The organism is Nonomuraea thailandensis (genome assembly GCF_024172165.1).
Taxonomy (GTDB): Bacteria; Actinomycetota; Actinomycetes; order Streptosporangiales; family Streptosporangiaceae; genus Nonomuraea; species Nonomuraea thailandensis.
Genome location: NZ_JAMZEB010000002.1, coordinates 8,185,610 through 8,212,245, shown reverse-complemented (window position 1 = coordinate 8,212,245; position 26,636 = coordinate 8,185,610). Strand labels below are relative to the sequence as shown.

General features: G+C 70.4%; 30 protein-coding genes. 20 read left to right on the top strand and 10 right to left on the bottom strand.

The genetic code is table 11. The annotated features are described in order from the left end of the window. Nucleotides 1-4: 4 nt before the first annotated feature. Nucleotides 5-1,483: a glycerol kinase GlpK gene (gene glpK, locus HD597_RS41460; RefSeq protein ID WP_253750301.1), complete on the bottom strand. Its 1,479-nt coding sequence runs from the start codon at nt 1,481-1,483 to the stop codon at nt 5-7. 74 nt (nt 1,484-1,557) lie between these two features. Next, on the bottom strand, nt 1,558-2,304 hold the full coding sequence (locus HD597_RS41455) for an IclR family transcriptional regulator (protein WP_253750283.1): 747 nt from the start codon (nt 2,302-2,304) through the stop codon (nt 1,558-1,560). 92 nt (nt 2,305-2,396) lie between these two features. Between HD597_RS41455 and HD597_RS41450 the strand changes: the two genes are divergently transcribed. Then, nucleotides 2,397-3,023 carry a TetR/AcrR family transcriptional regulator gene (locus HD597_RS41450; RefSeq protein WP_253750279.1) on the top strand — a complete coding sequence of 209 codons (627 nt, stop codon included), beginning with the start codon at nt 2,397-2,399 and terminating at the stop codon, nt 3,021-3,023. A 160-nt stretch (nt 3,024-3,183) separates the two neighbouring features. Here the strand turns inward: HD597_RS41450 and HD597_RS41445 are convergent, their stop codons facing one another. Further along, the gene (locus HD597_RS41445; RefSeq protein WP_253750263.1) at nt 3,184-3,711 is read right to left on the bottom strand and encodes a hypothetical protein; all 528 of its coding nucleotides are present in this window, start codon (nt 3,709-3,711) and stop codon (nt 3,184-3,186) included. Between the two features lie 110 nt (nt 3,712-3,821). Here HD597_RS41445 and HD597_RS41440 point away from each other — a divergent pair, with 110 nt between their 5' ends. After that, nucleotides 3,822-4,400 (top strand): YqgE/AlgH family protein, encoded by a 579-nt coding sequence (locus HD597_RS41440; protein WP_253750261.1) that lies wholly within the window; start codon nt 3,822-3,824, stop codon nt 4,398-4,400. Nucleotides 4,401-4,468: 68 nt separating this feature from the next. Here HD597_RS41440 and HD597_RS41435 read toward each other — a convergent pair whose 3' ends face one another. Next, nucleotides 4,469-5,077 carry a TetR/AcrR family transcriptional regulator gene (locus HD597_RS41435; protein ID WP_253750258.1) on the bottom strand — a complete coding sequence of 203 codons (609 nt, stop codon included), beginning with the start codon at nt 5,075-5,077 and terminating at the stop codon, nt 4,469-4,471. Between the two features lie 159 nt (nt 5,078-5,236). Between HD597_RS41435 and HD597_RS41430 the strand changes: the two genes are divergently transcribed. The 8 genes from HD597_RS41430 to HD597_RS41395 all read left to right on the top strand — a co-directional run bounded on the left by HD597_RS41430 (nt 5,237) and on the right by HD597_RS41395 (nt 13,794). Then, nucleotides 5,237-6,832 (top strand): MFS transporter, encoded by a 1,596-nt coding sequence (locus HD597_RS41430; RefSeq protein WP_253750255.1) that lies wholly within the window; start codon nt 5,237-5,239, stop codon nt 6,830-6,832. A gap of 89 nt (nt 6,833-6,921) precedes the next feature. Next, complete coding sequence (locus HD597_RS41425) at nt 6,922-7,182, top strand: DUF3039 domain-containing protein (protein ID WP_253750252.1); 261 nt, start codon at nt 6,922-6,924, stop codon at nt 7,180-7,182. A gap of 78 nt (nt 7,183-7,260) precedes the next feature. Further along, nucleotides 7,261-8,355: a zinc metalloprotease gene (locus tag HD597_RS41420; protein WP_253750249.1), complete on the top strand. Its 1,095-nt coding sequence runs from the start codon at nt 7,261-7,263 to the stop codon at nt 8,353-8,355. 27 nt (nt 8,356-8,382) lie between these two features. Next, a complete protein-coding gene (locus tag HD597_RS41415) occupies nt 8,383-9,768 on the top strand; it encodes an MFS transporter (RefSeq protein ID WP_253750247.1) in 1,386 nt (461 codons plus the stop codon). An 82-nt stretch (nt 9,769-9,850) separates the two neighbouring features. Beyond that, complete coding sequence (locus tag HD597_RS41410) at nt 9,851-10,945, top strand: hypothetical protein (protein WP_253750230.1); 1,095 nt, start codon at nt 9,851-9,853, stop codon at nt 10,943-10,945. A 124-nt stretch (nt 10,946-11,069) separates the two neighbouring features. Next, nucleotides 11,070-12,821 carry a DEAD/DEAH box helicase gene (locus HD597_RS41405; RefSeq protein WP_253750227.1) on the top strand — a complete coding sequence of 584 codons (1,752 nt, stop codon included), beginning with the start codon at nt 11,070-11,072 and terminating at the stop codon, nt 12,819-12,821. 130 nt (nt 12,822-12,951) lie between these two features. Continuing rightward, nucleotides 12,952-13,233 (top strand): hypothetical protein, encoded by a 282-nt coding sequence (locus HD597_RS41400; RefSeq protein ID WP_253750224.1) that lies wholly within the window; start codon nt 12,952-12,954, stop codon nt 13,231-13,233. Nucleotides 13,234-13,416: 183 nt separating this feature from the next. Continuing rightward, entirely contained in the window at nt 13,417-13,794 is a 378-nt protein-coding gene (locus tag HD597_RS41395) for an STAS domain-containing protein (RefSeq protein ID WP_253750221.1), read from the top strand. Between the two features lie 17 nt (nt 13,795-13,811). On the opposite strand, the gene HD597_RS41390 is transcribed toward HD597_RS41395, so the two are convergent. The 3 genes from HD597_RS41390 to HD597_RS41380 form a co-directional block, all read right to left on the bottom strand. Further along, nucleotides 13,812-14,360, bottom strand: a complete 549-nt coding sequence (locus tag HD597_RS41390; protein ID WP_253750218.1) for a hypothetical protein — start codon at nt 14,358-14,360, stop codon at nt 13,812-13,814. A gap of 126 nt (nt 14,361-14,486) precedes the next feature. Then, on the bottom strand, nt 14,487-15,056 hold the full coding sequence (locus HD597_RS41385; protein WP_253750215.1) for a nicotinamidase: 570 nt from the start codon (nt 15,054-15,056) through the stop codon (nt 14,487-14,489). 15 nt (nt 15,057-15,071) lie between these two features. Continuing rightward, nucleotides 15,072-16,355, bottom strand: a complete 1,284-nt coding sequence (locus HD597_RS41380; RefSeq protein WP_253750213.1) for a nicotinate phosphoribosyltransferase — start codon at nt 16,353-16,355, stop codon at nt 15,072-15,074. Nucleotides 16,356-16,401: 46 nt separating this feature from the next. On the opposite strand from HD597_RS41380, the gene clpS reads away from it, so the two are divergent. From clpS to HD597_RS41355, 5 genes are all read left to right on the top strand, one after another. Further along, on the top strand, nt 16,402-16,695 hold the full coding sequence (clpS, locus tag HD597_RS41375; protein ID WP_253750210.1) for an ATP-dependent Clp protease adapter ClpS: 294 nt from the start codon (nt 16,402-16,404) through the stop codon (nt 16,693-16,695). Between the two features lie 37 nt (nt 16,696-16,732). Next, complete coding sequence (locus tag HD597_RS41370; protein ID WP_253750207.1) at nt 16,733-17,257, top strand: DUF2017 domain-containing protein; 525 nt, start codon at nt 16,733-16,735, stop codon at nt 17,255-17,257. 9 nt (nt 17,258-17,266) lie between these two features. Continuing rightward, the gene (locus tag HD597_RS41365; RefSeq protein WP_253750204.1) at nt 17,267-17,668 is read left to right on the top strand and encodes a M67 family metallopeptidase; all 402 of its coding nucleotides are present in this window, start codon (nt 17,267-17,269) and stop codon (nt 17,666-17,668) included. Nucleotides 17,669-17,809: 141 nt separating this feature from the next. After that, on the top strand, nt 17,810-18,082 hold the full coding sequence (locus HD597_RS41360; protein ID WP_253750202.1) for a MoaD/ThiS family protein: 273 nt from the start codon (nt 17,810-17,812) through the stop codon (nt 18,080-18,082). 1 nt (nt 18,083) lies between these two features. Continuing rightward, nucleotides 18,084-19,031 (top strand): PLP-dependent cysteine synthase family protein, encoded by a 948-nt coding sequence (locus HD597_RS41355; protein ID WP_253750199.1) that lies wholly within the window; start codon nt 18,084-18,086, stop codon nt 19,029-19,031. 60 nt (nt 19,032-19,091) lie between these two features. Here the strand turns inward: HD597_RS41355 and HD597_RS41350 are convergent, their stop codons facing one another. Together HD597_RS41350 and HD597_RS41345 are read right to left on the bottom strand one after the other, a co-directional pair. Then, a complete protein-coding gene (locus HD597_RS41350) occupies nt 19,092-20,999 on the bottom strand; it encodes a DUF3352 domain-containing protein (RefSeq protein ID WP_253750196.1) in 1,908 nt (635 codons plus the stop codon). An 85-nt stretch (nt 21,000-21,084) separates the two neighbouring features. Beyond that, nucleotides 21,085-21,411 (bottom strand): hypothetical protein, encoded by a 327-nt coding sequence (locus HD597_RS41345; RefSeq protein WP_253750193.1) that lies wholly within the window; start codon nt 21,409-21,411, stop codon nt 21,085-21,087. Between the two features lie 102 nt (nt 21,412-21,513). Between HD597_RS41345 and HD597_RS41340 the strand changes: the two genes are divergently transcribed. The 3 genes from HD597_RS41340 (at nt 21,514) to HD597_RS41330 (ending at nt 23,997) form a co-directional block, all read left to right on the top strand. After that, nucleotides 21,514-22,305 carry a thioesterase family protein gene (locus HD597_RS41340; protein ID WP_253750190.1) on the top strand — a complete coding sequence of 264 codons (792 nt, stop codon included), beginning with the start codon at nt 21,514-21,516 and terminating at the stop codon, nt 22,303-22,305. A gap of 118 nt (nt 22,306-22,423) precedes the next feature. After that, nucleotides 22,424-23,248, top strand: a complete 825-nt coding sequence (gene murI / locus HD597_RS41335) for a glutamate racemase (protein WP_253750187.1) — start codon at nt 22,424-22,426, stop codon at nt 23,246-23,248. Continuing rightward, nucleotides 23,245-23,997 (top strand): MBL fold metallo-hydrolase, encoded by a 753-nt coding sequence (locus HD597_RS41330; protein WP_253750184.1) that lies wholly within the window; start codon nt 23,245-23,247, stop codon nt 23,995-23,997. Before murI ends, HD597_RS41330 begins: the two co-directional genes overlap by 4 nt. Nucleotides 23,998-24,004: 7 nt before the next feature. Here HD597_RS41330 and HD597_RS41325 read toward each other — a convergent pair whose 3' ends face one another. Continuing rightward, nucleotides 24,005-25,243 carry an MFS transporter gene (locus tag HD597_RS41325; RefSeq protein ID WP_253750182.1) on the bottom strand — a complete coding sequence of 413 codons (1,239 nt, stop codon included), beginning with the start codon at nt 25,241-25,243 and terminating at the stop codon, nt 24,005-24,007. A gap of 68 nt (nt 25,244-25,311) precedes the next feature. On the opposite strand from HD597_RS41325, the gene rph reads away from it, so the two are divergent. Both rph and rdgB read left to right on the top strand, forming a co-directional pair. Next, nucleotides 25,312-26,031 (top strand): ribonuclease PH, encoded by a 720-nt coding sequence (gene rph / locus HD597_RS41320; protein ID WP_253750179.1) that lies wholly within the window; start codon nt 25,312-25,314, stop codon nt 26,029-26,031. Next, nucleotides 26,028-26,618, top strand: coding sequence for an RdgB/HAM1 family non-canonical purine NTP pyrophosphatase (rdgB, locus tag HD597_RS41315; RefSeq protein ID WP_253750176.1), 591 nt, complete (start codon nt 26,028-26,030; stop codon nt 26,616-26,618). Before rph ends, rdgB begins: the two co-directional genes overlap by 4 nt. Nucleotides 26,619-26,636: the final 18 nt, after the last annotated feature.

Genomic DNA, 26,636 nt, shown 5'->3' with positions numbered 1-26,636 from the left:
GCTGTCATCCCTCCTGCTCGACCCAGCCCAGGGTGCGGGCCACGGCCTTCTTCCAGTTGCGGTACTCGCGTTCGCGAGCCGCCTCGTCGATCGCGGGCCGCCATTCGGCGGCCTTGTGCCAGTTGGCGCTCAGGGTGCCGAGGTCCGGCCAGTAGCCGGTGGCCAGGCCCGCCGCGTACGCGGCGCCGAGCGCGGTCGTCTCGGCCACCATCGGCCGCACCACCGGCACGGCCAGCACGTCGGCGAGCGTCTGCATGAGCAGGTTGTCGGCGGTCATGCCGCCGTCGGCCCGCAGCGTCGTCAGGTCGAGCCCCGAGTCGGCGTTCATGGCGTCCACGACCTCGCGGGTCTGCCACGCCGTGGCCTCCAGCACGGCCCGCGCGATGTGCCCCTTGTTGACGAACCCGGTCAGCCCCGTGATGACCCCGCGCGCGTCGGAGCGCCAGTGCGGCGCGAACAGCCCGGAGAAGGCCGGCACGAAGTAGCAGCCGCCGTTGTCGTCGACCGTCCTGGCCAGCGTCTCGATCTCGGCGGCGCTGGAGATCAGGCCCAGGTTGTCGCGCAGCCACTGCACCAGGGAGCCGGTGACCGCGATGGCGCCCTCCAGCGCGTACGTGGCGGGCCCGTCGCCGATCCGGTAGCCGACGGTGGTCAGCAGGCCGTGCTTGGAGACGACCGGCTCCTGGCCGGTGTTCATCAGCAGGAAGCTGCCCGAGCCGTAGGTGCTCTTGGTCTCGCCCGGCGCGAAGCAGGTCTGCCCGAACAGCGCCGCCTGCTGGTCGCCGAGCGCCGAGGCCACCGGGACGCCGGCCTCGGTGTGGCCGTAGACCTCGGCGGACGGGCGGATCTCGGGCAGCATCGCGCGCGGCACGCCCATCGCGTCGAGCAGCTCGTCGTCCCAGGCCAGGGTGCGGATGTTCATCAGCATCGTGCGGCTGGCGTTGGTCACGTCGGTGATGTGGCGGCCGGTGAGATTCCACAGCAGCCAGCTGTCCATCGTGCCGAACAGCACCTCGCCGCGCTCGGCCCGCTCGCGCAGCCCGTACGAGTCGAGCAGCCAGCGGATCTTGGGCCCGGCGAAGTAGGTGGCCAGGGGCAGCCCGGCCCGCTCCTTGAACAGGCCCTCGTGCTCGGCCAGCGCGCGCGTGAGCGCGTCGGTGCGGGTGTCCTGCCAGACGATCGTGGGGCAGACCGGGCGGCCGGTGGCGCGGTCCCACAGGACGGTGGTCTCGCGCTGGTTGGTGATGCCCAGGGCGGCGATCTGGCCGTTCTCGATCCCGGCCCCGCCGACCGCCTCGGCCAGGACGGTCCGCACGTTCAGCCAGATCTCGTCCGCGTCGTGCTCGACCCAGCCCGGCTTGGGGAAGATCTGGCGGTGCTCGCGCTGGGCGACGGAGATGATGTTGCCGGCCTCGTCGAACACGATGCACCGGCTGGACGTGGTGCCCTGGTCGATGGCTGCGATGTAGTGCGGTCGAGGCACTGGGTTCCTCGCAAGGCTTATGGTTCGACAATGCCGAACGAATGGTATGTGGTCCGTCGAAGCTTGTTCAAGTGTCATCGGGCGAGGTCGCGGGTTATGGCACGGGCGGCGTCGCGTACGTAGGAGACGAACTCCATGTTCAGCCGGCCGTCCGCGGCCAGCCGCTCGACCGCGCCGCGGATGCCGATGGCGCCCACCACGATGCCGCGCGGGTCCTTGATCGGGGCGGCGATGGCCACCTCGCCCTCCGTCAGCTCCTCCATCTCGGCCGCCCAGCCCCGCGCCCTGACCTGGTCGAGCTCGCTCTCCAGGGCTGCGGGGTCGACGATCGTGCGCCTGGTGCGGGCCTCCAGCGGCGGCGTGCCCTCCCCGTACGGGTCATGGGCCAGCAGGACCTTGCCCAGGGCGCTGGCGTGCGTCGGCAGGTATGTGCCCACCTGCAGCGTCTGCATGCTGTCGTCGGGCCGGAAGACGTGGTGGATGACCAGCACGTGCCCCTCGTGCAGGGTGCCGATCCAGGCGCTCTCCCTGCTGCGGCCCGCCAGCGCGTCGGCCCAGTTGATGGAGCGGGTGCGCAGCTCGTTGACGTCGAGGTAGCTGCTGCCCAGATGGAGCAGCGTGGGGCCGAGCCGGTACTTGCCGGTGGCCGCGTCCTGCTCGACGAAGCCCACGTGGACCAGGGTGCGCAGGATGCCGTGCAGTGTGCCCTTCGGCAGGCCCAGAGCCCGGGCCAGCTCGGCCACCCCGAGTTGCCGTGGACCGGAGGCGAGCAGCCGTAGGATCGCGGCGGCGCGCTCCACCGATTGAATCGTCTCTCCCACACCGGGAACCCTAGCGCAGTTCGACAATGCCGAACACTGGCTTAAACGGGAAAAGTGTGCCGATAATGTGTCTGTCGCGAGAAGGAGACTTGATGGACCAACTTTCCCGCTCGGCGGGAACCGTGCGGCCGGGGGGTCGCACAGCCCGGGTGCGCGCGGCCGTCCTGGAGGCCACCCAGGACGAGCTGGTCGAGCGCGGCTTCCACGGCCTGACCATGGACCAGGTCGCGGCCAGGGCAGGCGTCGGCAAGACCACCGTCTACCGGCGCTGGGGGAGCACCCCCCGGCTGGTGGCCGACCTCATGAACGAGCTGGCCAACCAGTCCTCCGACCATGCCGACACGGGAAGCGTCGAGGAGGATTTGCGCGCCAACGCGCTGGCCGTGCTCGACGCGCTCAACGACGATCGGCTCGGGGTGACGTTCCAGGCGGTCATCGCCGCCGCCACCTCCGACGAGCAGGCGGCCCAGGCGTTGCGCGCCTTCTATCTGCGGCGCATCGAGGAGTGGGCCAAGGTCGTGGAGCTGGCCGTGCGGCGGGGCGAGCTGCCCGAGGGCACCGACGGCGGTGAGGTGATCAGGGCCGTCTCGGCCCCGCTCTACTACCGGCTGGTGGTCACGAGGGAGCCGGTGACGCGGGTGGTCGCCGAGCAGTCCGTGGCCCGCGCGCTGGCCGCCGCCAGAGCCGGCGCGTTCGTCGTGCCGCCCCCGCCGGGCTGAGCCGGGGTCCGGGCGGCCGTGGCAGGGCCGCCCGGGCGAGTGGGCAGATGGGCGGGCCGGGCCGCCCGGCCGTGCGCGGGCTGCGCGGTCGGATCGGGCCCGTCTGTACGCGGGCCGCGCGGTCGGATCGGGCCCGGCCGTGCGCGGGCTTCGGTGTCGGTCACATGCTCGATCGCGGCCAGATGGAGCCGTACCACCACAGGATCCCGCCCACCACCACGAGGCCGCCCGCCGTGGCCAGCTTCCCCATCAGGTCGGCGGGCGGGCCCGTGTAGGGCAGGTGGCCGTGGCGGCGATGCCCCCAGGGGCAGTCGTTCTGCACGTGGCTGGAGTCGATCAACGTCTCCGGCTCGTGGTCGCTCACCGAGTACGCCTCGATCTCGGCGCCGCTGCCCTTGCCCACCGGCACGTGCCGGACGATGGTCTTGCGGGCCGGGATGGAGCCGCTCGCCACGCTGCTGCCGTCGGCCTTCAGGTCGAAGCGGGCGAGCTGGCGGGTCTGGTTGTGCAGCCGTACGGCCGCCTTGCCCGAGCGGCACCCCACGTCGTCCACGGTCATCGTGAACGGGTCGCCGCCGTCGTGCCGGGGCCAGGGCCAGTCGCGCGCCTGGGCGTCGGAGACGGACGGGAGCAGCGCGATCGCGCCCAGCGGCAGTGCGGCCAGGATGAGGCGGATTCCGGTACGCATATGATCCCCCAAGCGCGATATTCGCTACCTAAAGTTCCCAAGCGTGTACGAAAAGTAACATCGACACACTGGGGGAGCGCGCACCCCCGCAGGTACTTCATGATGGATGTATGGCGGAAGCGATCTACGTCGGCGGGTTGCTGGTGGCGACGCCACTTCTCGACGACCCCAACTTCCGGCGTAGCGTCGTGCTGATCCTCGAACACGACCACGACGGCGGCACCCTGGGCGTCGTGCTCAACCGGCCCAGTGACATCTCGGTGACGCAGGTGCTGCCTGTGTGGGACCCTCTGGTGACCGGCCCCTCCGTGCTCTTCGAGGGCGGGCCCGTACAGACTGACAGCGCGCTGGCGCTGGCGGCGGTGCCGAGCGGCGAGGAGCCGCTGGGGTGGCGCCGGCTGCACGCGGGCACCGACGCCGTGGCCCGGCTGGGCACGGTCGACCTGGACGCGCCACCGGAGATCCTTCAGGGTGAGATCGCGCAGATGCGCATCTTCGCGGGGTACGCGGGCTGGACGTCGGGCCAGCTGGAGAGCGAGATCGCCGAGGGCGCCTGGTACGTCGTGGACTCCGAGGCCGGCGACACCTTCCACGCCGACCCGACCTCGCTGTGGCGGCAGGTGCTCCGGCGCCAGCGCGGCGAGCTCGCCTTCGTGGCGACCTGCCCCGACGACCCCACGATGAACTAGCCCCCGGCCGCCTCGGCGGCGTCGAACGCGGCCACAGCTCCCGGCCCGGCCGCAGGGCGTCGGATCGGTTAGAGGTCCCAGCCCGGCCGCAGGGAGCGCTCGGCGAGGGCGACGCACTCCGCCATCCGCCGCCCGACCTCCGCCATCGTGCCGTCGTTGCGCGGGCACTCGAACCCGACCCGCATGGTGGACATCGCGAAGGCCACGATCAGGTGCGTGAGCTGGTCCTGGTCGGGGTCCACGCCCCGGCGCGCGGCGATCACCTCGGCCAGGTGCCGCTCGGTCCGGGCGCCCCTGGCGGCCGACAGGCCGACCAGGCGGGGATGCTCGTCGAGCAGCCGCCGCAGCTTCAGGAAGCGTTCCGCGTCCGCGGGCGTCGCGCCCTCGAGGTCGGCCAGGACGGCGCGCATCGCCTGGATCAGGCAGGCGAAGGGCGGCTCGTCCGGCGGCCGGTCCGCCAGGGCCTCCAGCATGAGGTCCTCGGCGTGGTCGTGGAACAGCAGCACCAGGTGGTCCTTGCCGGTGAAGTAGCGGAAGAAGGTGCGGGGGGAGATCTCGACGGCCCCCGCTATCTGCTCGACGGTGGTCGACTCGTATCCTTGTTCGAGGAACAAATCGAGCGCCGCGTCGAGGATCGCCAGGCGCGTCTTCTCCTTCTTGCGTTCCCGAAGACCCACTGTGGTCACTCCCTCGAAACCTTTCTGTCACAGTGTGCCATAAGTCATAAGGCGACTAATAAAAGTCGTTTGTCACACGTCACAGGCTGACAGTAGATTACCGGAGACTTACGAGATCTATGCCCCGACGAGGGGCAATACGGGCACTTAGGGGGATTCATGGCTGATACGAAGGCGGTCGCCGCACCGTCCTCGTCCGGCCCTGGCAAGCCGGGGACGGGGGGCAACCCGTGGCTGGTGCTGCTGGCGGTGAGCCTTGGCGTGATCATGGTGATGCTCGACGGCACGGTCGTCGGCATCGCCAACCCGGTCATCCAGGCCGACCTGAAGGCGACACTTTCCGACCTGCAGTGGGTGACCAGCGGTTACCTGCTCGCGCTCGCGGTCTTCCTGATCACCGCCGGCAAGCTCGGCGACCTGTTCGGGCACAAGCGGGTGTTCCTCATCGGTGTGGCGGGCTTCGCGCTCACTTCTGTGGGCATCGGGCTCAGCGCCGAACTGGCCGACATCATTCCCGGCGTCACCCCGATCGGCGCGCTGATCGGTCTGCGTGTGCTGCAGGGCCTGTTCGGCGCGCTGCTCCAGCCGGCCGCCCTGGCGCTGCTGCGTGGAGCGTTCCCGGGTGAGAAGCTGAACCAGGCCATGGGGGCCTGGGGCGCGATCATCGGCCTGTCCAGCGCCGCCGGCCCGATCGTCGGCGGCGTGCTGGTGGAGAAGGTGAGCTGGGAGTCGGTCTTCTTCATCAACGCGCCCGTCGGCGTCATCGCCCTGATCATGGGCTTCCTGCTGATCAAGGAGAACCGCGCGCAGACGTTCGCGCGCATCGACTGGCTCGGCGTGGTGCTGCTGTCCGGCGCGATGTTCTCGCTGGTCTGGACGATCATCAAGGCCCCCGAGTGGGGCTGGGGCGACAGCACGACGCTGACCTTCGTCGGGGCGTTCGTGGTGCTCATCGCCGCGTTCGTCTTCTGGCAGAGCAGGGCCAGGCAGCCGCTGGTGCCGCTGTCGTTGTTCGCGAACCCGTCCATCTCCATCGGCACCTTCCTGATGATGATGGTGGCCTTCGCGATGTTCGGCGCGATGTTCTTCCTGGGCTTCTTCTTCCAGGGGGTGCACGGGCTGTCCCCGCTGCAGGCCGGCCTCTACATGCTGCCGATGAGCGCGGGCATGATCGTCGCCTCGCCGCTGGCGGGCATGGCGCTCGGCAGGCTCGGGCCGAGGATCACGATGGCGTCCGGCCTGCTGATCACCGCGCTCGCCATGTTCCTCATGTCCCGGCTCGGCATCGACGCCTCCTTCATCGAGAGCGGCATCCCGTTCGTGCTGCTGGCCTTCGGCCTCTCGCCGGTCTTCGTGGGCGCCACGGAGATCATCGTGGGCAACGCGCCGGTCGGGCTGAGCGGGGTCGCGGGCGGCCTACAGCAGTCGGCCATGCAGGTCGGCGGCGCGCTCGGCACCGCCATCCTGGGCGCCGTGATGGCCGCCGAGATCTCCGGCACGCTGCCGGGCCACCTCGGCCCCGCGGCGGCGGGGATCCCGCCGGAGCAGCTGGCGCTCCTGGAGAAGGCCGCCGCCTTCGGCCAGGCGCCTCCCGGGCTGCCGGAGCAGATCGGCGACGCCGTCCATCTGTCGTTCATGGACGGCATGCACCTCGCCTTCCTGGTGAGCACCTGCATCGCGGTGCTGACCGCCGTGCTGACGCTCTTCGTCAGGGCCGGCCGGAAGACCGAGGGCGCGCCGGTCCACATGGGCTGACAGGCGTTCCCCGTACGGCCTCCGCTCATCCGGGCGGGGGCCGTACGGCGTTGCGGGGGGCGGTCGCGGGCGGGCATAAACTCGGTGGGGTGAGCACGAAGATCCTCCCAGAGCAGGAGACCACTCCGCGGACGTCGCACGGCGACGGCGATCACGAGCGGTTCGCCCACTACGCGGACAAGCACAAGATCACCGAGAGCATGGTGACCGGCACGCCCATCCGCGCTCTCTGCGGCAAAATCTGGGTGCCCAGCCGCGACCCGAAGAAGTACCCGGTCTGCCCGGAGTGCAAGGAGATCTACGAGGGCCTGCCCCCGGGTGGCGGCGAAGGCGACGGCGACAAGCAGTGAGTGTTGCTGTGCGGTAATCCTCCCGTATGGAGCTACGGTCTGTAGCCAGACCAGCTCGTATCGTCACGGGAGGACCGCATGGCTCGGCGCGCGACCGCCGTCTCATTGGCATGCCTGCTCGCGGCCGGGTTCACCCCGCCGCTCCGGCCCGCCGCCGCCCTGGCGGCCGGCTGCGAGGCGGTGACGCCGCACCCTGCCACCCCTCGGGCGGCCGCACACGCGCACGAGCACGAACCGGCGGCCGGCCACGCGATGGCGCCGGCCCACGCGCACGGGCCCACCCACCCGACGGCGGCGGCCCATGCGCACCGGCCCGCACACACGACGGCGGCAGCGCATGCCTACGGGCCCGCCCATGCGACGGCGGCTCGCACGCGGGGCCACGGCCCGTGGCGGGCGCCGGAGCGGCCGGGGCCGCGCTCGCCGAGCCCGCAGGACGTCGCCATGGTGATGGCCGAGCTGGGCAAGCGGCTGAGCGGAGTCACGCCACCGGCCGAGATCATCGTGCCCACGCGGGTCCACGTCATCTCCCCCGGCTCCGAGCGCCGGGTCTCCGACGAGGCGGTCCAGACCCAGATCGACACGCTCAACTCCGCGTACGGCGGCAAGTTCGGCGGCGTGGACACCGGTGTGCGCTTCCGCCTCGACGGCATCTCGGTCAAGGAGCAGGCCGCCTGGTTCCGTGACCCCGTAAGCCACGAGAGAGCCATGAAGAGCGCCCTGCACCTGGGCGGGGCCGACACGCTCAACCTCTACATCGCCCAGCTCAGCGAGTTCATGCTGGGCTTCGCCAGCTACCCCTACTGGTACGCGGACGCGCCGGAGCTCGACGGCGTGGTGATCGACTGGCGCAGCCTGCCCGGCGGCGCGATGAGCGACTACAACAAGGGCTTCACCGGCGTGCACGAGATCGGCCACTGGCTGGGCCTGTTCCACACGTTCGAGAACGGCTGCAAGGCGCCCGGCGACGGCATCGACGACACCTCGCCCGAGGCCAGCCCGACCGAGGCGTGCCCGCAGAGCAAGGACACCTGCCCCGGCCAGCCCGGCCAGGACCCGGCGCACAACTACATGGACTACGCCCCCGACCGGTGCATGTGGGAGTTCACGGTCGGGCAGGCGGACCGTATGCAGGAGATGTGGGCGGCCTACCGCAGCTCACCCGCTGTCTGACATGCCGGACCCGTCTACGATATGTAGGTGACAGCACCAAAAGCACTCGACGCTCCCCACAAGCCCGCGGGAATCCTCGGCCCCGAGTACCGCACGGCGACGTTAGGCATCCTGCTGGTCGTCACGCTGATCGCTTTCGAGGGCATGTCCGTCGGTGTCGTCATGCCCGACATCGCCAAGGAGCTCGACGCCCTCGACCTGTACGGGCTCAGCTTCTCAGCCTTCCTCATCGCGAGCCTGTTCATGAACGTGGTGGCCGGGCTCTGGTCGGACCGGCGCGGCTACGCGGTGCCGTTCCTGGCGGGCGTGGTGCTGTTCGCGGCCGGCATGGCGCTGGCCGGCGCGGCGGGCTCCGCCGAGATGTTCCTGCTGGCGCGCGCCGTGCAGGGGCTGGGCGGCGGGGCCTCCATCGTGGCGCTGTACGTGATGATCGCCCGGGTCTACGCCATGGAGGTGCGGCCGAAGGCGTTCGCCGCCGTCTCGGCCGCCTGGGTGGTGCCCGCGATGGTGGGGCCGTCGGTGGCCGGGTTCGTCGGGGAGCAGTGGGGCTGGCGGTACGTCTTCTACGGCATCGTGCCGCTGGTCGTGCCCGCTCTGGTGATGCTCGTGCCGGCGCTGCGGATGGGCTCGGCGGCCGACGCCCGGCCCGGTACCGGGCCGCGGTCCAGGCCGGTCGAGATGACGCTGGCCGCCACCGCGACGGCGGGCGGGGCGGGGCTGCTGCTGCACGGCGTGGACCGGCTGCACGTCAAGGGCGTGGAGGCCGGCGTGGAGACCGTGGTGGGGCTGGCCCTGCTGGTCTACGGCCTGTACAGGCTGCTGCCGCCGGGCGCGCTGCGCTTCCGGCGCGGGCTGGCCACGACCGTGCTCATGAGGGGCTTCTTCTCGGCCGCCTTCTTCGGGGTGAACGCCTACATCCCGCTGGCGTTGCAGGAGGTGAAGTCCTTCGACCTCAAGTCGGCCGGCATCGCGCTGACGACCGGGGCGCTCGGCTGGTCGGCGGGCTCGTTCCTGCAGAGCAGGCGGGACGGCGAGGCCTACAAGCGGATCCGGCTCGGCGCGGGCTGCGTCACCGTGGCGATCCTGGTCTGCATGCTCTCGGTCGTGCCCGGGATGACCGGATGGATCTCCGTGCCCGCGTGGATCGTGGCGGGCTTCGGGATGGGGTTCGGCCTCACCACCATCAGCATCACGGCCATGAGGCAGTCGCCGGTGAACGAGCAGGGCGCGAACTCGGCCGCGCTCTCCGTCACCGACCAGCTCGGCTCGGCGCTGTCGATCGGCATCGGCGGCGCGCTGGTGAACGTGATCGGGCACTCCTCCTCCCAGATCGCCACCGGGTTCCTGGTCATCTGCGCCCTCATGGCGGTCATCTCGCTGAGCGCGACCCTGCTCGCCGGCCGCGTCCGCTGAATTCCGTCCCTCCCGTCACAGCGATCACGGTTCTGCTGATCGCCGTGACGAGGAGTGATAGGACAGCGGGCAAGGAGGTGCCATGGAGGGTGATCACCGGGTCTGGCCCCCTCAACCGGGGCCCAGGCATCGCCGTACTCCTCCTTCCGAGGACACGGAGCCCGCGTGGGGCGCGCGCCGTGACGAGGAGCCGCGACAGGGGCGCGCGAGCCCTCCGGACGCGCGCCAGGACCCGCCGCCGGGCCCGGCCCGCTCTCCCGCACCGGACCCGCCGTGGGATCCGGCGCGATCCGCCGCACAGGACCCGCCGCCGGGGCCCGGCCGGGCCCGCCCTCCCGAACCGCCGCCGGCCTGGGGGCGCCGCGGCAGGCCGTACGCGGAGGAGCCGGGCTGGGGGCCGCCGGCGCCGCCCGGTCAGCTCCCACGGCGGCCGCATCCGCTGGACCTGGACCTGGAGCCGGAGCCGGGACCGGAGGACGAGGAACCCGGGTGGAACCCCCGGATCCGCAGGACCGTCCCCCGCGACCCAGTGCCCGCCAGAGGACACGAAGATCCGTGGGACGACGCCCTGCCCCCGTCCGCCCGCCTGCACGGCACTCCACGCGACCCCGGGGCACGCGAGGGACGCCCAGGCGGGGGACGGCTGTGGCGGCGCGCGGGGCTCGCGCTGGCGGCGCTGGCGGCGGGCGCGGGGCTGGTGGCCGGGACGACGGCGGTGGCGCTGCGGCTCACCGCGCCACCGGGGGACACGGGGAGGCTGAGCGACGCGCTGGCGGGGGTGGCGGCGACGCTGCCGCAGGGCTGGAGCGCGGGCGCGGTGCCGCCCGTCACGGGGTTCACCTCGGTCGTACGCGACGGTCGCGGGGGGCTCGTGATGGCCAGGCCGGTGCCGGGGCCGGTGAAGGACGCCGAGCAGGCCACGCAGGAGGCGGCGGACCTGTACTCCAGGCTCCTGCTCAGGGGCGACCGCGTGACGGTCGTCGAGGACCGGCGGCTGCCCGACGGGCACACCCGTGCGCTACGAGCGGAATACCAGGACGTGGCGAACCGCCCGGCGTACCTCAGAGTGATGCTGCTCACCCGGGAGAGCCGCCCCGTGCTGCTGGTGGGGCTGCTCCAACCTGAGGAAACCAGCCGCAGGCAGGCGCTCGACGCGGTGATGACGAGTCTCCGATAAGCCGCATAGCACGTGAGGAAGACCTTGGCCAGAATCCCCGGCTCACGGCACGTCTTGTCAGTGGGCCCGATTACTCTTGGGTCACTGTGAGAGAGCGAAGCACACGAACCCCAGAGGTGATGCGGTGAGCACCTTCGCCGCGTCCCACCTATCGCCTTCCTATCCCGACCGGGCCGCGTGGGGCACCGCGCCCAAGTTGCGCGCCTGGCAGCAGGAGGCGTTCGACCTCTACTTCCGGCGCGAGCCGCGTGACTTCCTCACCGTGGCGACGCCGGGCGCGGGCAAGACGACCTACGCCCTGCGCATCGCCAGCGAGCTGCTCGCCAACGGGGTGATCAGGGCCGTCACGGTCGTGACGCCCACCGAGCACCTCAAGCGCCAGTGGGCCGACGCGGCCGGGCGCGTGGGCATCGCCATCGACCCCGAGTTCAAGAACAGCCAGGGCGCCACCTCCCGCGACTACACCGGCGTGGCGGTGACGTACGCGCAGGTCGCCATGCACCCCGCGCTGCACAGGGCCCGCACGGAAAACCGCAAGACGCTCGTCATCTTCGACGAGATCCACCACGCGGGCGACGCCAAGTCGTGGGGCGACGGCGTGCGCGAGGCGTTCGAGCCCGCCACGCGCCGCCTGCAGCTCACCGGCACGCCGTTCAGGTCCGACGACAACCCGATCCCGTTCGTGGCCTACGAGGAGGACGCGGAGGGCTTCAAGCGCAGCGTCGCCGACTACTCCTACGGCTACGGCCCGGCGCTCGACGACAACGTCGTGCGGCCGGTCATCTTCCTGGCCTACTCCGGCGAGATGAAGTGGCGCACGCGGGCCGGCGACGAGATCGCCGCCACGCTCGGCACCCCGCTCACCAAGGACCAGCTCTCGCAGGCGTGGCGGGCCGCGCTCGACCCGAAGGGCGACTGGATCCGCCAGGTCATGCAGGCCGCCGACCGCCGGCTCACCGAGGTGCGCAGGGGCGTGCCCGACGCGGGCGGCCTGGTCATCGCCACCGACCACGAGACCGCCCGCGCCTACGCCCGCCACCTGCGCAGCATCACCGGCGAGGGCGCCACGGTGGTCCTGTCCGACGACCCCGGCGCGTCCAAGAAGATCAAGGCGTTCGCGGCGTCCGAGGACCGCTGGCTGGTGGCCGTGCGCATGGTGTCGGAAGGCGTCGACATCCCGCGCCTGTGCGTCGGGGTCTACGCCACCTCCACCTCGACCCCGCTCTTCTTCGCCCAGGCCGTGGGCCGTTTCGTGCGGGCCCGCAAGCGCGGCGAGACCGCCTCGGTCTTCCTCCCCTCGGTGCCCACCCTCATGGGCCTGGCCAACGAGATGGAGGTCGAGCGCGACCACGTGCTCAACAAGCGGCCTCCGGAGGACGGCCTCGACGACTCGCTGCTGGAGCAGGCCAACCGCAAGCAGGACAATCCAGACGTCCTGGGTGACGAGCTCCCGTTCGAGACGATGGAGACCTCGGCCACCTTCGACCGGGTGCTGTTCGACGGGGGCGAGTTCGGCACCGGCGCGGAGATCGGCTCCGCCGAGGAGGAGGACTTCATCGGCCTGCCCGGCCTGCTGGAGCCCGACCAGGTGGCCCAGCTGCTGCGCAAGCGGCAGTCCGACCAGCAGGCGGCCAGGCGCAAGCAGCAGGTGGAGGAGCCCAGGCAGGAGCTGGCGCCGCACGAGCAGATCGCGGAGCTGCGGCGCGAGCTCAACGGCCTGGTCGGCGCGTGGAACCATCGCACGGGCCAGCCGCACGGAGTGATCCACTCGGAGCTGCGCCGCGCTTGCGGCGGCCCGCCGATCGCGCAGGCGACGGTGGAGCAGATCCAGGAGCGCATCGCCACGATCCGCCGCTGGGCCACGCAGCGGCGCTGAGCGAGAAGGTGAGCACGCCCCCCGCCCCGGGGCGGGGGCATAATTCCCGTGCGGCGAACTTCGCCTGTGTTCGGTGAATGAGGGTAGAGAAGGGCTCATTCAACTTCATTCACCGGAAAAAGGTACGTGCTTGCTCGCTCGATCCCTCGATGAATCGAGCAAAGGGCGCGGCCGGCAGGAGGAAGAAATGCAGGCGCTGTCCCTCGCATTCGCGGCGGGGATCTTCACGGCCTTCGACTCCAGACAGGTGTCCCTCGTCATCCTGACCGTCCTGATCGGGCTGACGGTGGCCGGGATGCGCAAGATGTTCCGCCATACGCATGTTGTCATGGTGATCGGCGGCACGAGTGTCCTGCTCGGGGTCCTCGCGGTACTTACCCTCGCGTACCTGGTCACCTATCGGGCGGTATGACGGCGCAGGCCCGGTGACGCGCGTTTCCACAGGTCGGACCGCGTAAGACGGTCACCGGGCCGGTGATTACGGTGCGTGACTCTGCGTATTTGGACACAGAGCAGTGGCCTTCTGTTAGAAGCTCGACGGAAGCGGCAACAACCACTCTTGGCTGTCTTGCGGATATGCAGAAGGACTTTGCCCATGTCGTCTGAGGCCACCGGTAAGTCGACGCTCGCCGTCACTTCCGGCCTCTCTCGAAACGCCATCATCATCAGGCTCGAGGGCGAGCTCGACGTCAACGCGCTGCCGATCCTGCGGGAGCACCTGCAGCGCATCTGGGACCTGCCTCCCAAGCCCTTCCTGATCCTGGATCTCGGCGAAGTCTCCTTCTGCGACTCCATGGGGATGAACGAGCTCGTCGACATCATGCATCTGTGCGAGTCCAGGCAGACGAGGCTGCTGCTCGGCGGAGTTCAGGGGGTGATGGCCCGGGTGCTGTCGATCACCGGGTTGCGGCACGCCTTCGAGGTGTTCGCCCTGTTCGACGACGCGCTGCGGATGGCCGTCGCGCATCCCTGAACTCCTCTCGCGGCCTCCTAGACTGCCGGCTCCGGGATGGGGCGGCCGCTGCGGCCGTCCACGGGGACGTGCCGGGCCTTGCCGTGCAGCGGGACCTTCAGCGACGCCGTGCCGTCCTTGACGCGGACGGGCAGCGTGAGCACGCCCTGGCGGGTCTCGTGCTCCCCGGTGCGCCGGGTCGGGTGCAGCCAGATGAGCAGCTTCCCGTCCCGGGCGAGAAGCCTGACCTCGGCGCGGTCGCACTCGCGCGGCACCGCCGGCCAGCTCAGCAGCAGCTCACCGCCGGCCTTCACCTCGGCGGCGCGGGGAATCTCGGCCCGCTCGTCACAGGAGGCCGGGATCGGCGCGGGAGCACTGCCGGCGGGCGGGGCCGGCAGGGTGTGGGCGGCGGCGGACCGGACGGGGACGGCGGGGTGGAGGAGCGCGTTCATCGCGATCGTCCCGGCCTCCAGCAGGACTAACGTCACGATCGCGCCCGCTCGCTCGGTATTGCTGCCCCTGATCAGCAACCACAGGCAGAGGGGAGCGAGAAGGAGCCAGGCCATGCCGAGGGAGAGGGGCAGCATGAGGAACCTCCACTGGTGGGAAGAGTTGTCACTCTCCGTGTTACTCCGCCTTCGGAGTGGGTTCGCCCTCTTCGATATCACATGACCTGAGCGTTGCCCAGTGTGTACACTTCGTGATCGCCGGGCTCAGCCCAGCGCGGGCGCTCCCCGCAGGACGGCGCCCGCGTCACGCAGCTCCGCCATCGCCGCCTCCGTCGTCGTCGGGGCGACGCCGGCCGTCAGGTCCAGCAGCACCCGCACCGCCAGCCCGTGCTTGACCGCGTCGAGGGCCGTGGCGCGCACGCAGTGGTCGGTGGCGATGCCCACCACGTCGACCTCGCGCACCCCGCGCTCGCGCAGCCAGTCGGCCAGCGTCACACCGTCGCCGGAGGTGCCCTCGAAGCCGCTGTACGCCGCCTCGTACGCCCCCTTGCTGAAGACCTCCTCCACCGCCGACACGTCGAACGACGGGTGGAAGTCGGCTCCGGGCGTGCCGGCGACGCAGTGGGCGGGCCAGGTGGCGACGTAGTCGGGGGATCGCGCGAAGTGATCGCCGGGGGAGATGTGGTAGTCGCGGGTCGCCACGACGTGGTCGTAGCCGTGGTCGGCCACGTGGCGGGTGATCCCCGCGGCCACCTCCGAGCCCCCGGCGACGGCCAGGCTGCCACCCTCGCAGAAGTCGTTCTGCACATCGACGATGATCAACGCGGTGCCCATAGGTAGCACGATACGTCAGGAGAATTCCGTGGGGATCGCCGCATACCCGCGGCCGAGGTGGAGGGCTTCCTGGGGGAGGGTGGCGACGGCGGCGGCGTGGCGGTCGCGGGCGGCGGTCAGGGGCTCGCGGCCGACGACCTGGCCGTCGCGGACCAGCTCGTGCAGCAGGGGGATGCCGCCCTCGGGGACGAGGCCGCCGGTGGTGATCAGCTCGGTCTCGGCGTGGCCCTGCTCGTCGAGCAGCCGGTACGCCTCCTTGCGGCCCCCGCGCGACGGCTTGCCCACCGAGCGCTTGGCCACGGCCTCCAGCTTGCCCGTGGCCGTCTCCCGCGCCACCAGCTTGTACACCAGGGCCGCCGTCGGCACGCCCGAGCCGGTCACCAGGGAGGTGCCGACGCCGTAGCCGTCCACGGGGGCGGCGGCCAGCGCGGCGATGGCGTACTCGTCGAGGTCGGAGGTGACCAGGATGCGGGTGTCGAAGGCGCCGAGCGCGTCGAGCTGCTCCCGGACCTCCTGCGCGGCGGCGGCCAGGTCGCCGGAGTCGATGCGGACCGCGCCCAGCTTGTCGCCTGCCAGCTCCACGGCGATCCGTACGGCGGCGGCCACGTCGTAGGTGTCCACCAGCAGCGTGGTCTCCGGCCCCAGGGAGGCGATCTGGGCCTCGAACGCCGCCCGCTCCGAGTCGTGCAGCAGCGTGAACGCGTGCGCCGCCGTGCCGGCCGTGGGCACCCCGTACAGGCGCCCGGCCATCAGGTTGGAGGTGGAGGCGAACCCGGCGATGTACGCGGCCCTGGCGGCGGCCACCGCGGCGGCCTCGTGCGTGCGGCGCGAGCCCATCTCGATGAGCGGCCGTTTGCCGGCGGCGTTCGTCATGCGGGAGGCGGCGGAGGCGATCGCGCAGTCGTGGTTCAGTATGGACAGCGCGACGGTCTCCAGCAGCACGGCCTCGGCGAACGTGCCCTCCACCACCATGATCGGGGAGGCGGGGAAGTAGAGGTCGCCCTCGCGGTAGCCGAAGATGTTCCCGGAGAAGCGGTAATCGGCCAGAAACGCCAGGGTGGTCTCGTCCACGACCCCGTGCTCGCGCAGATAGGTGAGTTCATCGTCACCGAAACGGAAGCGTTCGAGCTCGTCCAGGACACGTCCGGTGCCGGCGACGACTCCGTAGCGGCGGCCCCCCGGCAGGTGGCGGGCGAACACCTCGAAGACCGCGCGCCGGTGGGCCGCGCCGCTCCGCAGGGCCGCCTGCAGCATCGTCAGCTCATAGTGATCTGTGAGCAACGCAGTGCTCATGGTCATTGTCACGACTCGAAGACTACGGCCCAGATAGGGCAGACTCGGGGATGTGGGTAGCACCGCTCCAATCACCGTCGAGCGTCCGTCATCGGACGTCCGGCCCGATTTGCCATGGGTGACCATCGTCTGGAATGACCCGGTCAACCTCATGTCCTACGTGACCTATGTCTTCCAAACGGTCTTCGGCTACACCCGCGAGAAGGCCGAGAAGCTGATGCTGGACGTGCACCAGAAGGGCAAGGCTGTCGTGTCCAGTGGCACGCGCGAGGAGATGGAAAGGGATGTGCAGATTCTCCACTCCTACGGCCTGTGGGCGACGCTCCAGCCGGATTCGGTCAAGTGATCCAGGTCAATCGCACGAGGTCAGTGAGGCGGCACCGGTGAGTTCGGGGTTCTCGCGGGGGAGAAACGGCAGCGTCGTGGCGGTGTTCGAGGCCGCCGAGGTCTCCCTGCTGCGCTCCCTCGTCTCCATGATGCTGGGCATCGTCCCGCCGGGGCAGACCAGCGACGACCCGCTGGAGCGGGCGCTGGGCATCGGTGACGGGGAGGCGCCGTCGGATCCGGTGCTGGCCAGGCTGTTCCCCTCGGCGTACGAGGACGAGAAGGAGTCGGTGGAGTTCCGCCGCTACACCGAGGCGACGCTGCGCGACGGCAAGCGGGCCGACGCGCGGACCGTGCACGAGACCGCGCGGTCGGGGCGGTTCGAGCTGTCGCCCGAGGAGGCCCAGGCGTGGCTGCGCTCGCTCAACGACCTGCGCCTGACGCTCGGCACCAAGCTCGACGTGACCGAAGAGGTGCACGACGAGATCGCGATGATGTCCGAGGACGACCCCCGTTACCCGGCCTACGTGACCTACGACTGGCTGACCTACCTCCAGGACAGCCTGGTCCGGGCGCTCTGGTAGCTTCCGGGCATGCTGTCGATCTCGCAGGAACTGGCTGACAAGATCGTCGCCCATGCCCGGGCCGATCACCCGGACGAGGCGTGCGGCGTCATCGCGGGGAAGAGCGGCGTGCCCGAGCGGTTCATCCCCATGGAGAACGCCGAGCGTTCCCCGACCTTCTACCGCTTCGACTCGATGGAGCAGTTCCGGGTGTGGCGGGAGATGGACGACCTGGACGAGGAGCCGGTCGTGATCTACCACTCCCACACCGCCACCGAGGCTTACCCGTCGCGCACCGACATCTCCTACGCCTCCGAGCCCGGCGCCCACTACGTCCTGGTCTCGACCAGGGACGAGAACGAGGTGGAGTTCCGCTCCTACCGCATCCTCGACGGTGTCGTCACGGAGGAAGAGGTAAGGTTTCTCCCATGATGGTCAGGCCGGTGCAGAGCTTCCTCTTCGCCCATACTCCTGCTGTCGTCGTCTACGACTGTCGCTGACTCGGAATCCGCATCCAGCCATCGGCGTTGCACGCCGATGGGACGACGACCTGATCTGAGGAGACTGACCGCGATGGCCATCGAGGTTCGCATTCCGACCATCCTGCGTAACTACACCGACGGCGCCAAGGCCGTGAGCGCCGAGGGCGCCACGCTCGAAGAGCTGATCAGCAACCTCGAGGCCGCTCACCCCGGCATCAAGGAGCGCCTGGTCGACGACGGCAGCCTGCGCCGCTTCGTCAACGTCTACCTGAACGACGAGGACGTGCGCTTCCTCGGCGGCCTCGGCACGCCGGTGTCCGACGGCGACACGGTGACCGTGCTCCCCGCAGTCGCCGGCGGGTGACATGCGTTTCGACTCACTGATCGACTCGGTCGGCCGCACCCCTCTGGTGGGGCTGCCGAGGTTGTCACCCTCCGCCGACGTGCGGGTCTGGGCCAAGCTGGAGGACCGCAACCCGACCGGCTCGATCAAGGACCGGCCGGCCCTGTGGATGATCCAGGAGGCCGAGAAGGACGGGCTGCTCACCCCGGGCTGCACGATCCTTGAGCCGACCAGCGGCAACACCGGCATCTCGCTGGCCATGTCGGCCAAGCTCAAGGGCTACAGGCTGATCTGCGTGATGCCGGAGAACACCTCGGAGGAGCGCCGTCAGCTCCTGCGCATGTGGGGCGCCGAGATCATCTCCTCGCCCGCCGCGGGCGGCTCCAACGAGGCCGTCCGGGTGGCCAAGGGGCTGGCCGCCGAGCACCCCGACTGGGTCATGCTCTACCAGTACGGCAACCCGGCCAACTGGCGCTCCCACTACGAGACCACGGGCCCCGAGATCCTCGAGGACCTGCCCACGATCACCCACTTCGTGGCCGGGCTCGGCACGACCGGCACGCTGATGGGCGTCGGGCGGTTCCTGCGCGAGCGGGTGCCGGGCGTGCAGATCGTCGCCGCCGAGCCGCGTTACGGCGAGCTGGTGTACGGCCTGCGCAACGTGGACGAGGGGTTCATCCCGGAGCTCTACGACGAGTCGGTGCTGACCACCCGCTTCTCGGTGGGCTCGGCCGACGCGCTGCGCCGCACCCGCGAGCTGCTGGCCTCCGAGGGCATCTTCGCCGGCGTCTCGACCGGGGCCGCGCTGCACGCCGCGCTGGGCGTGGCCAGGAAGGCGGTCAAGGCGGGCGAGCGCGCCGACGTGGCGTTCGTGGTGGCCGACGGCGGCTGGAAGTACCTGTCCACGGGCGCCTACGAGGGCACCCTGGAAGAGGCGGAAGAGCGCCTGGAAGGCCAGCTCTGGGCCTAGCGGGACAAGAGGAAGGGCGGCCGGTCCCCGTCGACCGGCCGCCCTTTCGTTCCATCCGCCTCAGTTGAACAGCAGCCGCAGCGAGAACGTCGCCTCGGTGTCGGTCTGCGTGCCGCTCAGCCCGACGGCGCGCAGCACCTGGGCGTTGGCCTTGTCGTCGCCCTGCATGGAGGCCAGGTACAGCTTCTCGACCTTGTCGAGGTCCACGAAGAGCGCGTAGTTCACGTCGGCCGCGTTGGGGATCGCGGTCTGGAACGTCTCGGAGTCGCCGAGCGTGCCCTCCGCGGCCAGCTTCTTGGCGTACTCGTCGGTCGTCGCCGCGGTGAAGACGCCGTCACCGGTGACCTTGGCGATCTGCGGGGCGGTACCGCCGTTCTGCGTGAGCGCCGTCAGCACCTTGTCGAGGACCGCCTGCACCTTGGCCGGGTCGTCGGTCGTCACGCGCACGCCGCCCTTGACCTGGTCGCTGTCCAGGCCCTCGCTGTCGAGGGCGATCGTGAAGTTCTTGCCGAAGACCGTGGCCAGGTCGCCGGGCAGCTGCAGGCCGAACTGGGTCTTGGCCTGCTGCAGCAGCTGGCTGATCTGGGTGCCGCCGGCCGCCGTGGCCTGCTTCTCGATCTCGGCCCACTGCTTGGTGATGGCCTGGTCGACGCCGGAGATGGACAGCGCGCCGGCCGTGGAGGCGGGCAGGGTGCCGAGGCCGGCCTTGGGCAGGTCGCCCTGCGGGGTCAGGCCCTTGGCGCCGCGCACGATGCCGGCGAGCTCGACGTAGGCGCTGTCGAAGCGCAGCGCGCCGGCGAACCTGGCGTCCTTGGCCTGCTCGACGGCCGCCTGCTGCTCGGCCGGGATCTCCTTCTTGGCCAGCTCGATCAGGCCGCCCATGTCGGCCCAGAACGACAGCACGCCCTGCTCGCCGACCGCGCCCATGTCCTCGCTGAACTCGGCGTTGTCGGACAGGCTGCCCTCGCCCTGCGCGTACTTGTCGGCCAGGGCCTGGGTGGAGCTCAGCAGCGCGTAGTCCTCGCGGAAGGCCAGGCCGTACTTGTCGCCCTCCATGAGCTTGGCGATGCCGGCCTTGGCCAGTTCCTGGTCCTTGACCTGCACGGCCACCGCGAAGTCGGGCTCCTCCTTGCCGGAGGGGACGGCGGCGAAGCCGACGCGGCTGCCCAGCCACGGGTCGACGTCCTTGGCGAAGTCCAGCTTGCTGTCGGAGTCCTGGTCGTTGATCAGGTCGAACAGCGCCTTGCGCGGGTCCTCGCCGGAGAAGGAGTCCTTGGTGACCGTGAACTTCCTGGCGAGCTGGAACAGCGCGAGCTTCTGGTTCGCGGCCGGGTCCAGGTCGAGGCGGGCGTAGGCGATCGAGTCGGCGGGGAGCACGTCGTTCGGCTGGGTGCCGCCGCCGCCGAAGGCGCCCACGGCCCAGACCGCTCCGCCGCCGAGCAGGATCACGGCGAGTGCCGCCGCGATGGCGATCACCCAGCTCTTGCGGCCCTTCTTCGGCGGCTCCTGCCGGCCGAAGCCGTCGGGGCCCTGCTGCTGCCAGCCGCCCTGGGCGTACTGGCCCTGCTGTTGCTGCTGCCAGCCCTGGTCCTGCTGCCAGCCGACCTGCTCCTGCTGCCAGCCCTGCTGGGGTTGCTGCTGCTGCCAGCCGCCTTGGTCCTGCTGCCAGCCCTGCTGGGCCTGCTGGCCGCCGTACTGGGGCGCGCCGCCGTAGGAGGGCTGCTGCTGCCCGTACTGGGAGCCGTAGTCGGGCTGCTGGCCGTAGGACGCCTGCTGACCGTAGGCGGCCTGACCTTGGGCGTCGTACTGCGGCTGGCCGTACTGCTGCTGCTGGTACGGCTGCTGCGGCGGGTAGGGCGGGCCCGGATACTGAGCCGTCGGCTGCTGCTCCGGCTGCTGCCCCTGGTTCCAGTTGTACGCCGTGGTCCGGTCAGGATCCTGGCCATAGGGGGGATTGTTCGCAGACATCACTCAACTCACAATGTGGACTTTTGACCACAGAGAAAGTAGCTGATGTTGCTAGACGGGCGCTTGCAATGTGCTGAAGTTGGAATTAGACGCGGTTCAGCTCTTTTCTCAGGACATCGATGTGGACCTCCCCGTCTCCGTAGTCCGTGACGTGCTCCCACGGCACGAACGTGCACCCGGCGTAGACCGTCCGCGCCACTGCCCGCGAGAGCCAGGCCGATCGGCCCTGGCGATCACGGGTGAGGCCGAGCAGGAGCGGAGCACGGCGGCTGGAGACGATCAGGCCGTAGACCGTGTGGCTCTGCTGGAGCTCTCCCTTGTGCCTGACCACCCGGATGTCCACCACGAAACCGACCCACACCCCGTTGGAGTCCCAAACGGACTGACCGATGAGTTCGGTGACACTTGCCATGATCAAACGTTGTCAGCCGAATCATGTTTTCGCAGGTAGGCGCGCTGAGGGAAGAATGCTCTAGAGTGTCTAGAACATAGTTCCAGAAGTGAGGCAGGGCGGATGACCAAGTTCGACGAGGCCACGCAGGCGATCAGGGTGGACGAGAACACCTATGACGTGTGTCTCGACCCTGGATACGCGATCGGCGGCCCGCTCAACGGCGGCTACCTGATGGCCGTGATCCTGCGCGCGGCGGTGGACGCCTCGCCGTTCGAGCATCCCGTGAGCCAGACGGCGCAGTTCCTGAAGGCGCCGGTCGCCGGGCCTGCGCAGGTCAGGATCGAGCCGCTGAAGGCGGGCAGGACGGCCGCGTTCGCCAGGGCGACGCTGGTGCAGGACGGTGTGGCGCAGATCGAGGGCCTGATCACGACGGCCACGCTGCAGGACGTCGAGCCGGTCTACCGCGACGAGCCGGCCCATGAGCTGCCCCCGATCGGCGACTGCCTCAAGCTCCCCGAGCCCAAGCCCGAGTCGGGCATGACCCTGAACGCCCAGATGGACCTGCTCTTCGACCCGCCCACGATCGGGTGGCTGAAGGGCGAGCCCACCGGCAGGCCGGAGTCGCGGGCCTACTTCAGGATGGCCGAGCCGCAGGACCCCGACCCGTACGTGCTGGCGATGGCCGTGGACGCGCTGCCGCCCGTGGTGTTCTCCGCCGGAGGGCGCGGCTGGGCGCCGACCGTGGATCTCACCTGGCACCTGCGCGCCCTGCCCGCGCCCGGCTGGCTCACGCTGCTCGGCAGCGGCCGACTGGTCTCCGACGGCTGGTTCGACGAGGAGGTCGAGGTGCGCGACTCCACCGGTCGCCTCGTCGCCCAGTCGCGCCAGCTCGCCCGCGTCGGAAGAGGCTGAAATATCGCGTTAAATGCGCGCCTTCTGTGAGGAAGGCAACATCGTTTCCCGCCACACGTGTCGCAGTGTGAGCATTCTTACGCAGTGTTGATCGTGCAGGTCGCCTACCCTCTAGAGCGTGCCGGACGCGAGTATTGGGATCTTCGACAGCGGGGTCGGCGGCCTGACGGTCGCACGCGCGATCATCGATCAGCTGCCCCAGGAATCCATCACCTACGTGGCCGACACGGCCCATCAGCCCTACGGGCCCAAACGCCTCGCGGAGCTGCGCGCCTACGCCCTGGAGGTCATGGACCACCTGGTCGAGCAGGACGTCAAGATGCTCGTGATCGCGTGCAACAGCGCCAGCTCCGCCGTGCTGCGCGACGCCCGCGAGCGCTACGACGTCCCCGTCGTCGAAGTGATCATGCCGGCCACCAGGCGCGCGGTGCGCGCCACCCGCAACGGCAAGGTCGGCGTGATCGCCACCAGGGCCACCATCGAGTCCATGGCCTACCACGACGCCTTCACCGCGGCGCCCGACGTGCAGCTCACCGGCGTGGCCGCCCCACGCCTGGTGGAGTACGTCGAGCGCGGCGAGACGATGAGCGACGAGCTGATCAAGGTCGTGCGCGAGTACCTGGAGCCCATCAGGGCCGCCGGGTGCGACACGCTCATCCTCGGCTGCACGCACTACCCGCTGCTCACCGGCGCCATCTCCTACGTCGCCGGTGAAGGGGTCACGCTCATCTCCAGCGCCGACGAGACGGCCAAGGACGTCTACCGGATCCTGCACGACCGCGATCTGGCGGCGGGAGGCGAGGCCACCCCCCGGCACCGCTTCCGCGCCACCGGCGACTCCCTGCTCTTCGCCCGGCTCGGGCGACGATTCCTGGGCCCGGAGATCGATGTGGTCGAAGTCGCACCAGTGGGGGGTACTACCTATAACGGGAGGCCCACATGAAGGTGACCATCGTCGGATGCTCCGGGAGCTATCCCGGCCCCGACAGCCCCGCATCCTGCTACCTTCTCGAAGCCGACGGGTTCAGGCTGCTGCTCGACCTGGGCAGCGGATCGCTGGGTGCGCTGCAACGCCACATCGGCCTGTACGACGTGGACGCCATCTGCCTATCGCACCTGCACGCCGATCATTGTCTCGACATCTGCGGCTACCACGTGGCGCGGACCTACGGGCCCGCGGCGCCGTACCCCGTCGTGCCGGTCTACGCGCCCGCCGGCGCGCCCGCCCGGCTGGCGGCCGCGTACGGGATGCCCGAGGAGCCGGGGCTGGAGACGGCCTTCGAGTTCCTGCCGCTGACGGCCGGCTCGTACGAGATCGGGCCGTTCACGCTCACCGCCGGCCTGGTCAACCACCCGGTCGAGGCGTACGGGTTCCGGGTCGTCAACGGCGGCAGGAGCATCGCCTACTCGGGCGACACCGGAGAGTCGAACGAGCTGGTCAAGCTGGCCGCGGGCGCCGACCTGCTGTTGTGCGAGGCGTCGTTCGTGGAGGGCCCCGACCTGCCTCCCGACCTGCACCTGACCGGCCGCCAGGCGGCCGAGCACGCGGCCAAGGCCGACGTGGGCAGGCTCGTGCTCACCCACCTCGTCCCGTGGAACGACCAGGCCACCGTGCTGGAGGAGGCCTCGGGCGGCGGCTACGCGGGGCCGGTGGAGCTGGCCCGCAGCGGCGCGGTGTACGACCTGGCCTGACGCGGCATCAGGCGTTGGCCTGGAGGTCGGTGTAGTCGCGCACGCGCGGCAGCGGCGAGAACAGCAGCGGCACGAACGCCGCCATCCGGGCGATCATCAGCAGCCACAGCGCCTCCCGCACCCCGATCTGCTGCGCGACGAGCCCGCCGAGCAGCGCCCCCAGCGGCATCACGCCCCACGTGACGAAACGCACCGAGGCGTTGACCCGGCCGAGCAGATGGTCGGGGGTGACGGTCTGCCGGTAGGTGGTCTGGCCGACGTTCGACATGGTCGCGGCCCAGGAGATCATGATCGAGGTGACGACGAAGCACACCATCCGCCAGTCGGCCTGCGTCAACGGCAGGAGCAGGCCGGACGGGGCGCCGATGGCGACGGCCAGCAGGGTCGCCCTGGCGCTGCCGACCCGCCTCGACAGCCAGCCGCCGGTCAGCCCGCCCAGGATCCCGCCGATCCCGCCGGACATGAGCAGCGCGCCGACCGCGCCCGGCGACAGCTTGACGGTCTCGGCCAGGAACAGCACCGACAGGCCCAGCACGCCGCTCACGCACAGGTTGTTGATGCCGGACGAGGCCACGAACGCCCGTAACAGCCGGTCCCGCCACACGTACGCCAGGCCCTCGCGGATCTCCCGCAGCAGCGGCCCGCGCGTGACGTCGGCGGGCGGCTTGTCGGGCACCTTGATGGACAGCAGCAGGAAGACCGAGGCCAGCGCGCCGAACGCGGTGGCGACGACCGTGCGCGGCGCGCCGAGCAGTTGCACCAGCGCGCCCCCCACACCCGGGCCCGCCAGGAACGCTCCCGCCCGCACCACCTCCAGCTTGGCGTTGCCGTCGCTGAGCTGCGGCGTGCTGACCAGATGGGGCAGGTACGTCTGGTCGGCCACGTCGTTGAAGACCTGGGACACCCCCACCAGCAGCGCCACCGCGAACATCATCTCGATCGTCAGCACGTCGAACGCGGCCGCCGCCGGGATGCTCCCCAGCATCGCGAACTTGAGCACATCGGACGCCATCATCACCCGGCGCTTGCGCATCCGGTCGACCCACACCCCCGTGGGCAGGCCGATCAGCAGGAACGCCGCCGTCTGCAGCGACGACAGCACCCCCACTTCCGCGGGCCCCGCGTGCAGCACCAGCACAGCTACCAGCGGGAGGGCCACGCGCGAGATATTCGCCCCAAGTTCGTTCGCCACATGCGAACTGAGGAACCGGAGGAAGTCAGGGTTTCGCAACACCCCCGTTGTCATTGCGTAAGGATCCATGTGGCGGACACATTTGGTCAAGAGTGTTGTGGCGCGGAGATAGGGTGATCTGCATGTCCCGACAGGATGGCCGCAACCCTGACCAGCTACGTCCCATCACCATCACCCGGCGATGGCTGGCGCATGCGGAAGGGTCCGTGCTGGTCGAATTCGGCGGCACGCGCGTGTTGTGCGCCGCGTCGGTCCAGGACAGTGTGCCCCGCTGGCGCAGGGGCAGTGGCCAGGGATGGGTTACGGCCGAATACGCCATGCTGCCGAGAGCGACCAATACGCGTAACGATCGCGAATCGGTCCGCGGCAAAATCGGCGGGCGCACTCACGAGATTTCCCGGTTGATCGGGCGTTCGCTGCGCGCCTGCGTCGATTACAAGGCGTTGGGCGAAAACTCCATTCTGCTCGACTGCGACGTGCTGCAGGCCGACGGCGGCACCAGGACGGCCGCCATCACCGGCGCCTACGTCGCGCTGGCCGACGCGGTCGCCTGGATGCGCGAGCGCCGCATGTGCCCCGGCGACCCGCTCATCGGCTCGGTCGCGGCCGTCTCCGTCGGCGTGGTCGGCGCGGTGCCGATGCTCGACCTCTGCTACACCGAGGACGTCGCCGCCGAGACCGACATGAACGTCGTGATGACGGGCGACGGCAAGTTCGTCGAGGTGCAGGGCACGGCCGAGGGCGCGCCGTTCGACCGCGGGGCGCTCGACCAGCTTCTCGGCCTGGCCGTGGCCGGCTGCGAGGAGCTGACCCTGATCCAGCAGGAGGCCCTGGAGTCATGAAGATCGTGCTGGCCACCCGCAACGCGGGCAAGATCGCTGAGCTGCGCCGCATCCTCGCCGGGTTCGACATCGTCGGGCTGGAGGAGTTCCCCTCGATCGGCGAGATCGCCGAGACCGGGGTCACGTTCGAGGAGAACGCCCTGCTCAAGGCGCACGCGGTCGCGCAGGGCTCGGGGCTGCCCGCCGTGGCCGACGACTCGGGGCTCTGCGTCGACGTGCTCAACGGCATGCCCGGCGTCTTCTCGGCCCGCTGGGCGGGCCGGCACGGCGACGACACCGCCAACCTGGAGCTGCTGCTCGCCCAGGTCTCCGACGTGCCGGACGGCAAGCTCACCGCCCACTTCGCCTGCGCCGCCGCGCTGGCGCTGCCGTCCGGGCAGTTCCGGGTGGTGGAGGGCACGCTGCCGGGCAGCCTCGTCCGCACGCCCCGGGGGTCCGGAGGGTTCGGGTACGACCCGATCTTCGTGCCCGAGGGGGAGTCGCGTACGACGGCCGAGCTGGCCCCCGAGGAGAAGGACGCGATCAGCCACCGCGGGCGGGCCTTCCGCGCGCTGGCGCCCGTCGTGCGCGAGCTGCTCGGGTCGTAACCCCCGCGTAAGAATTGC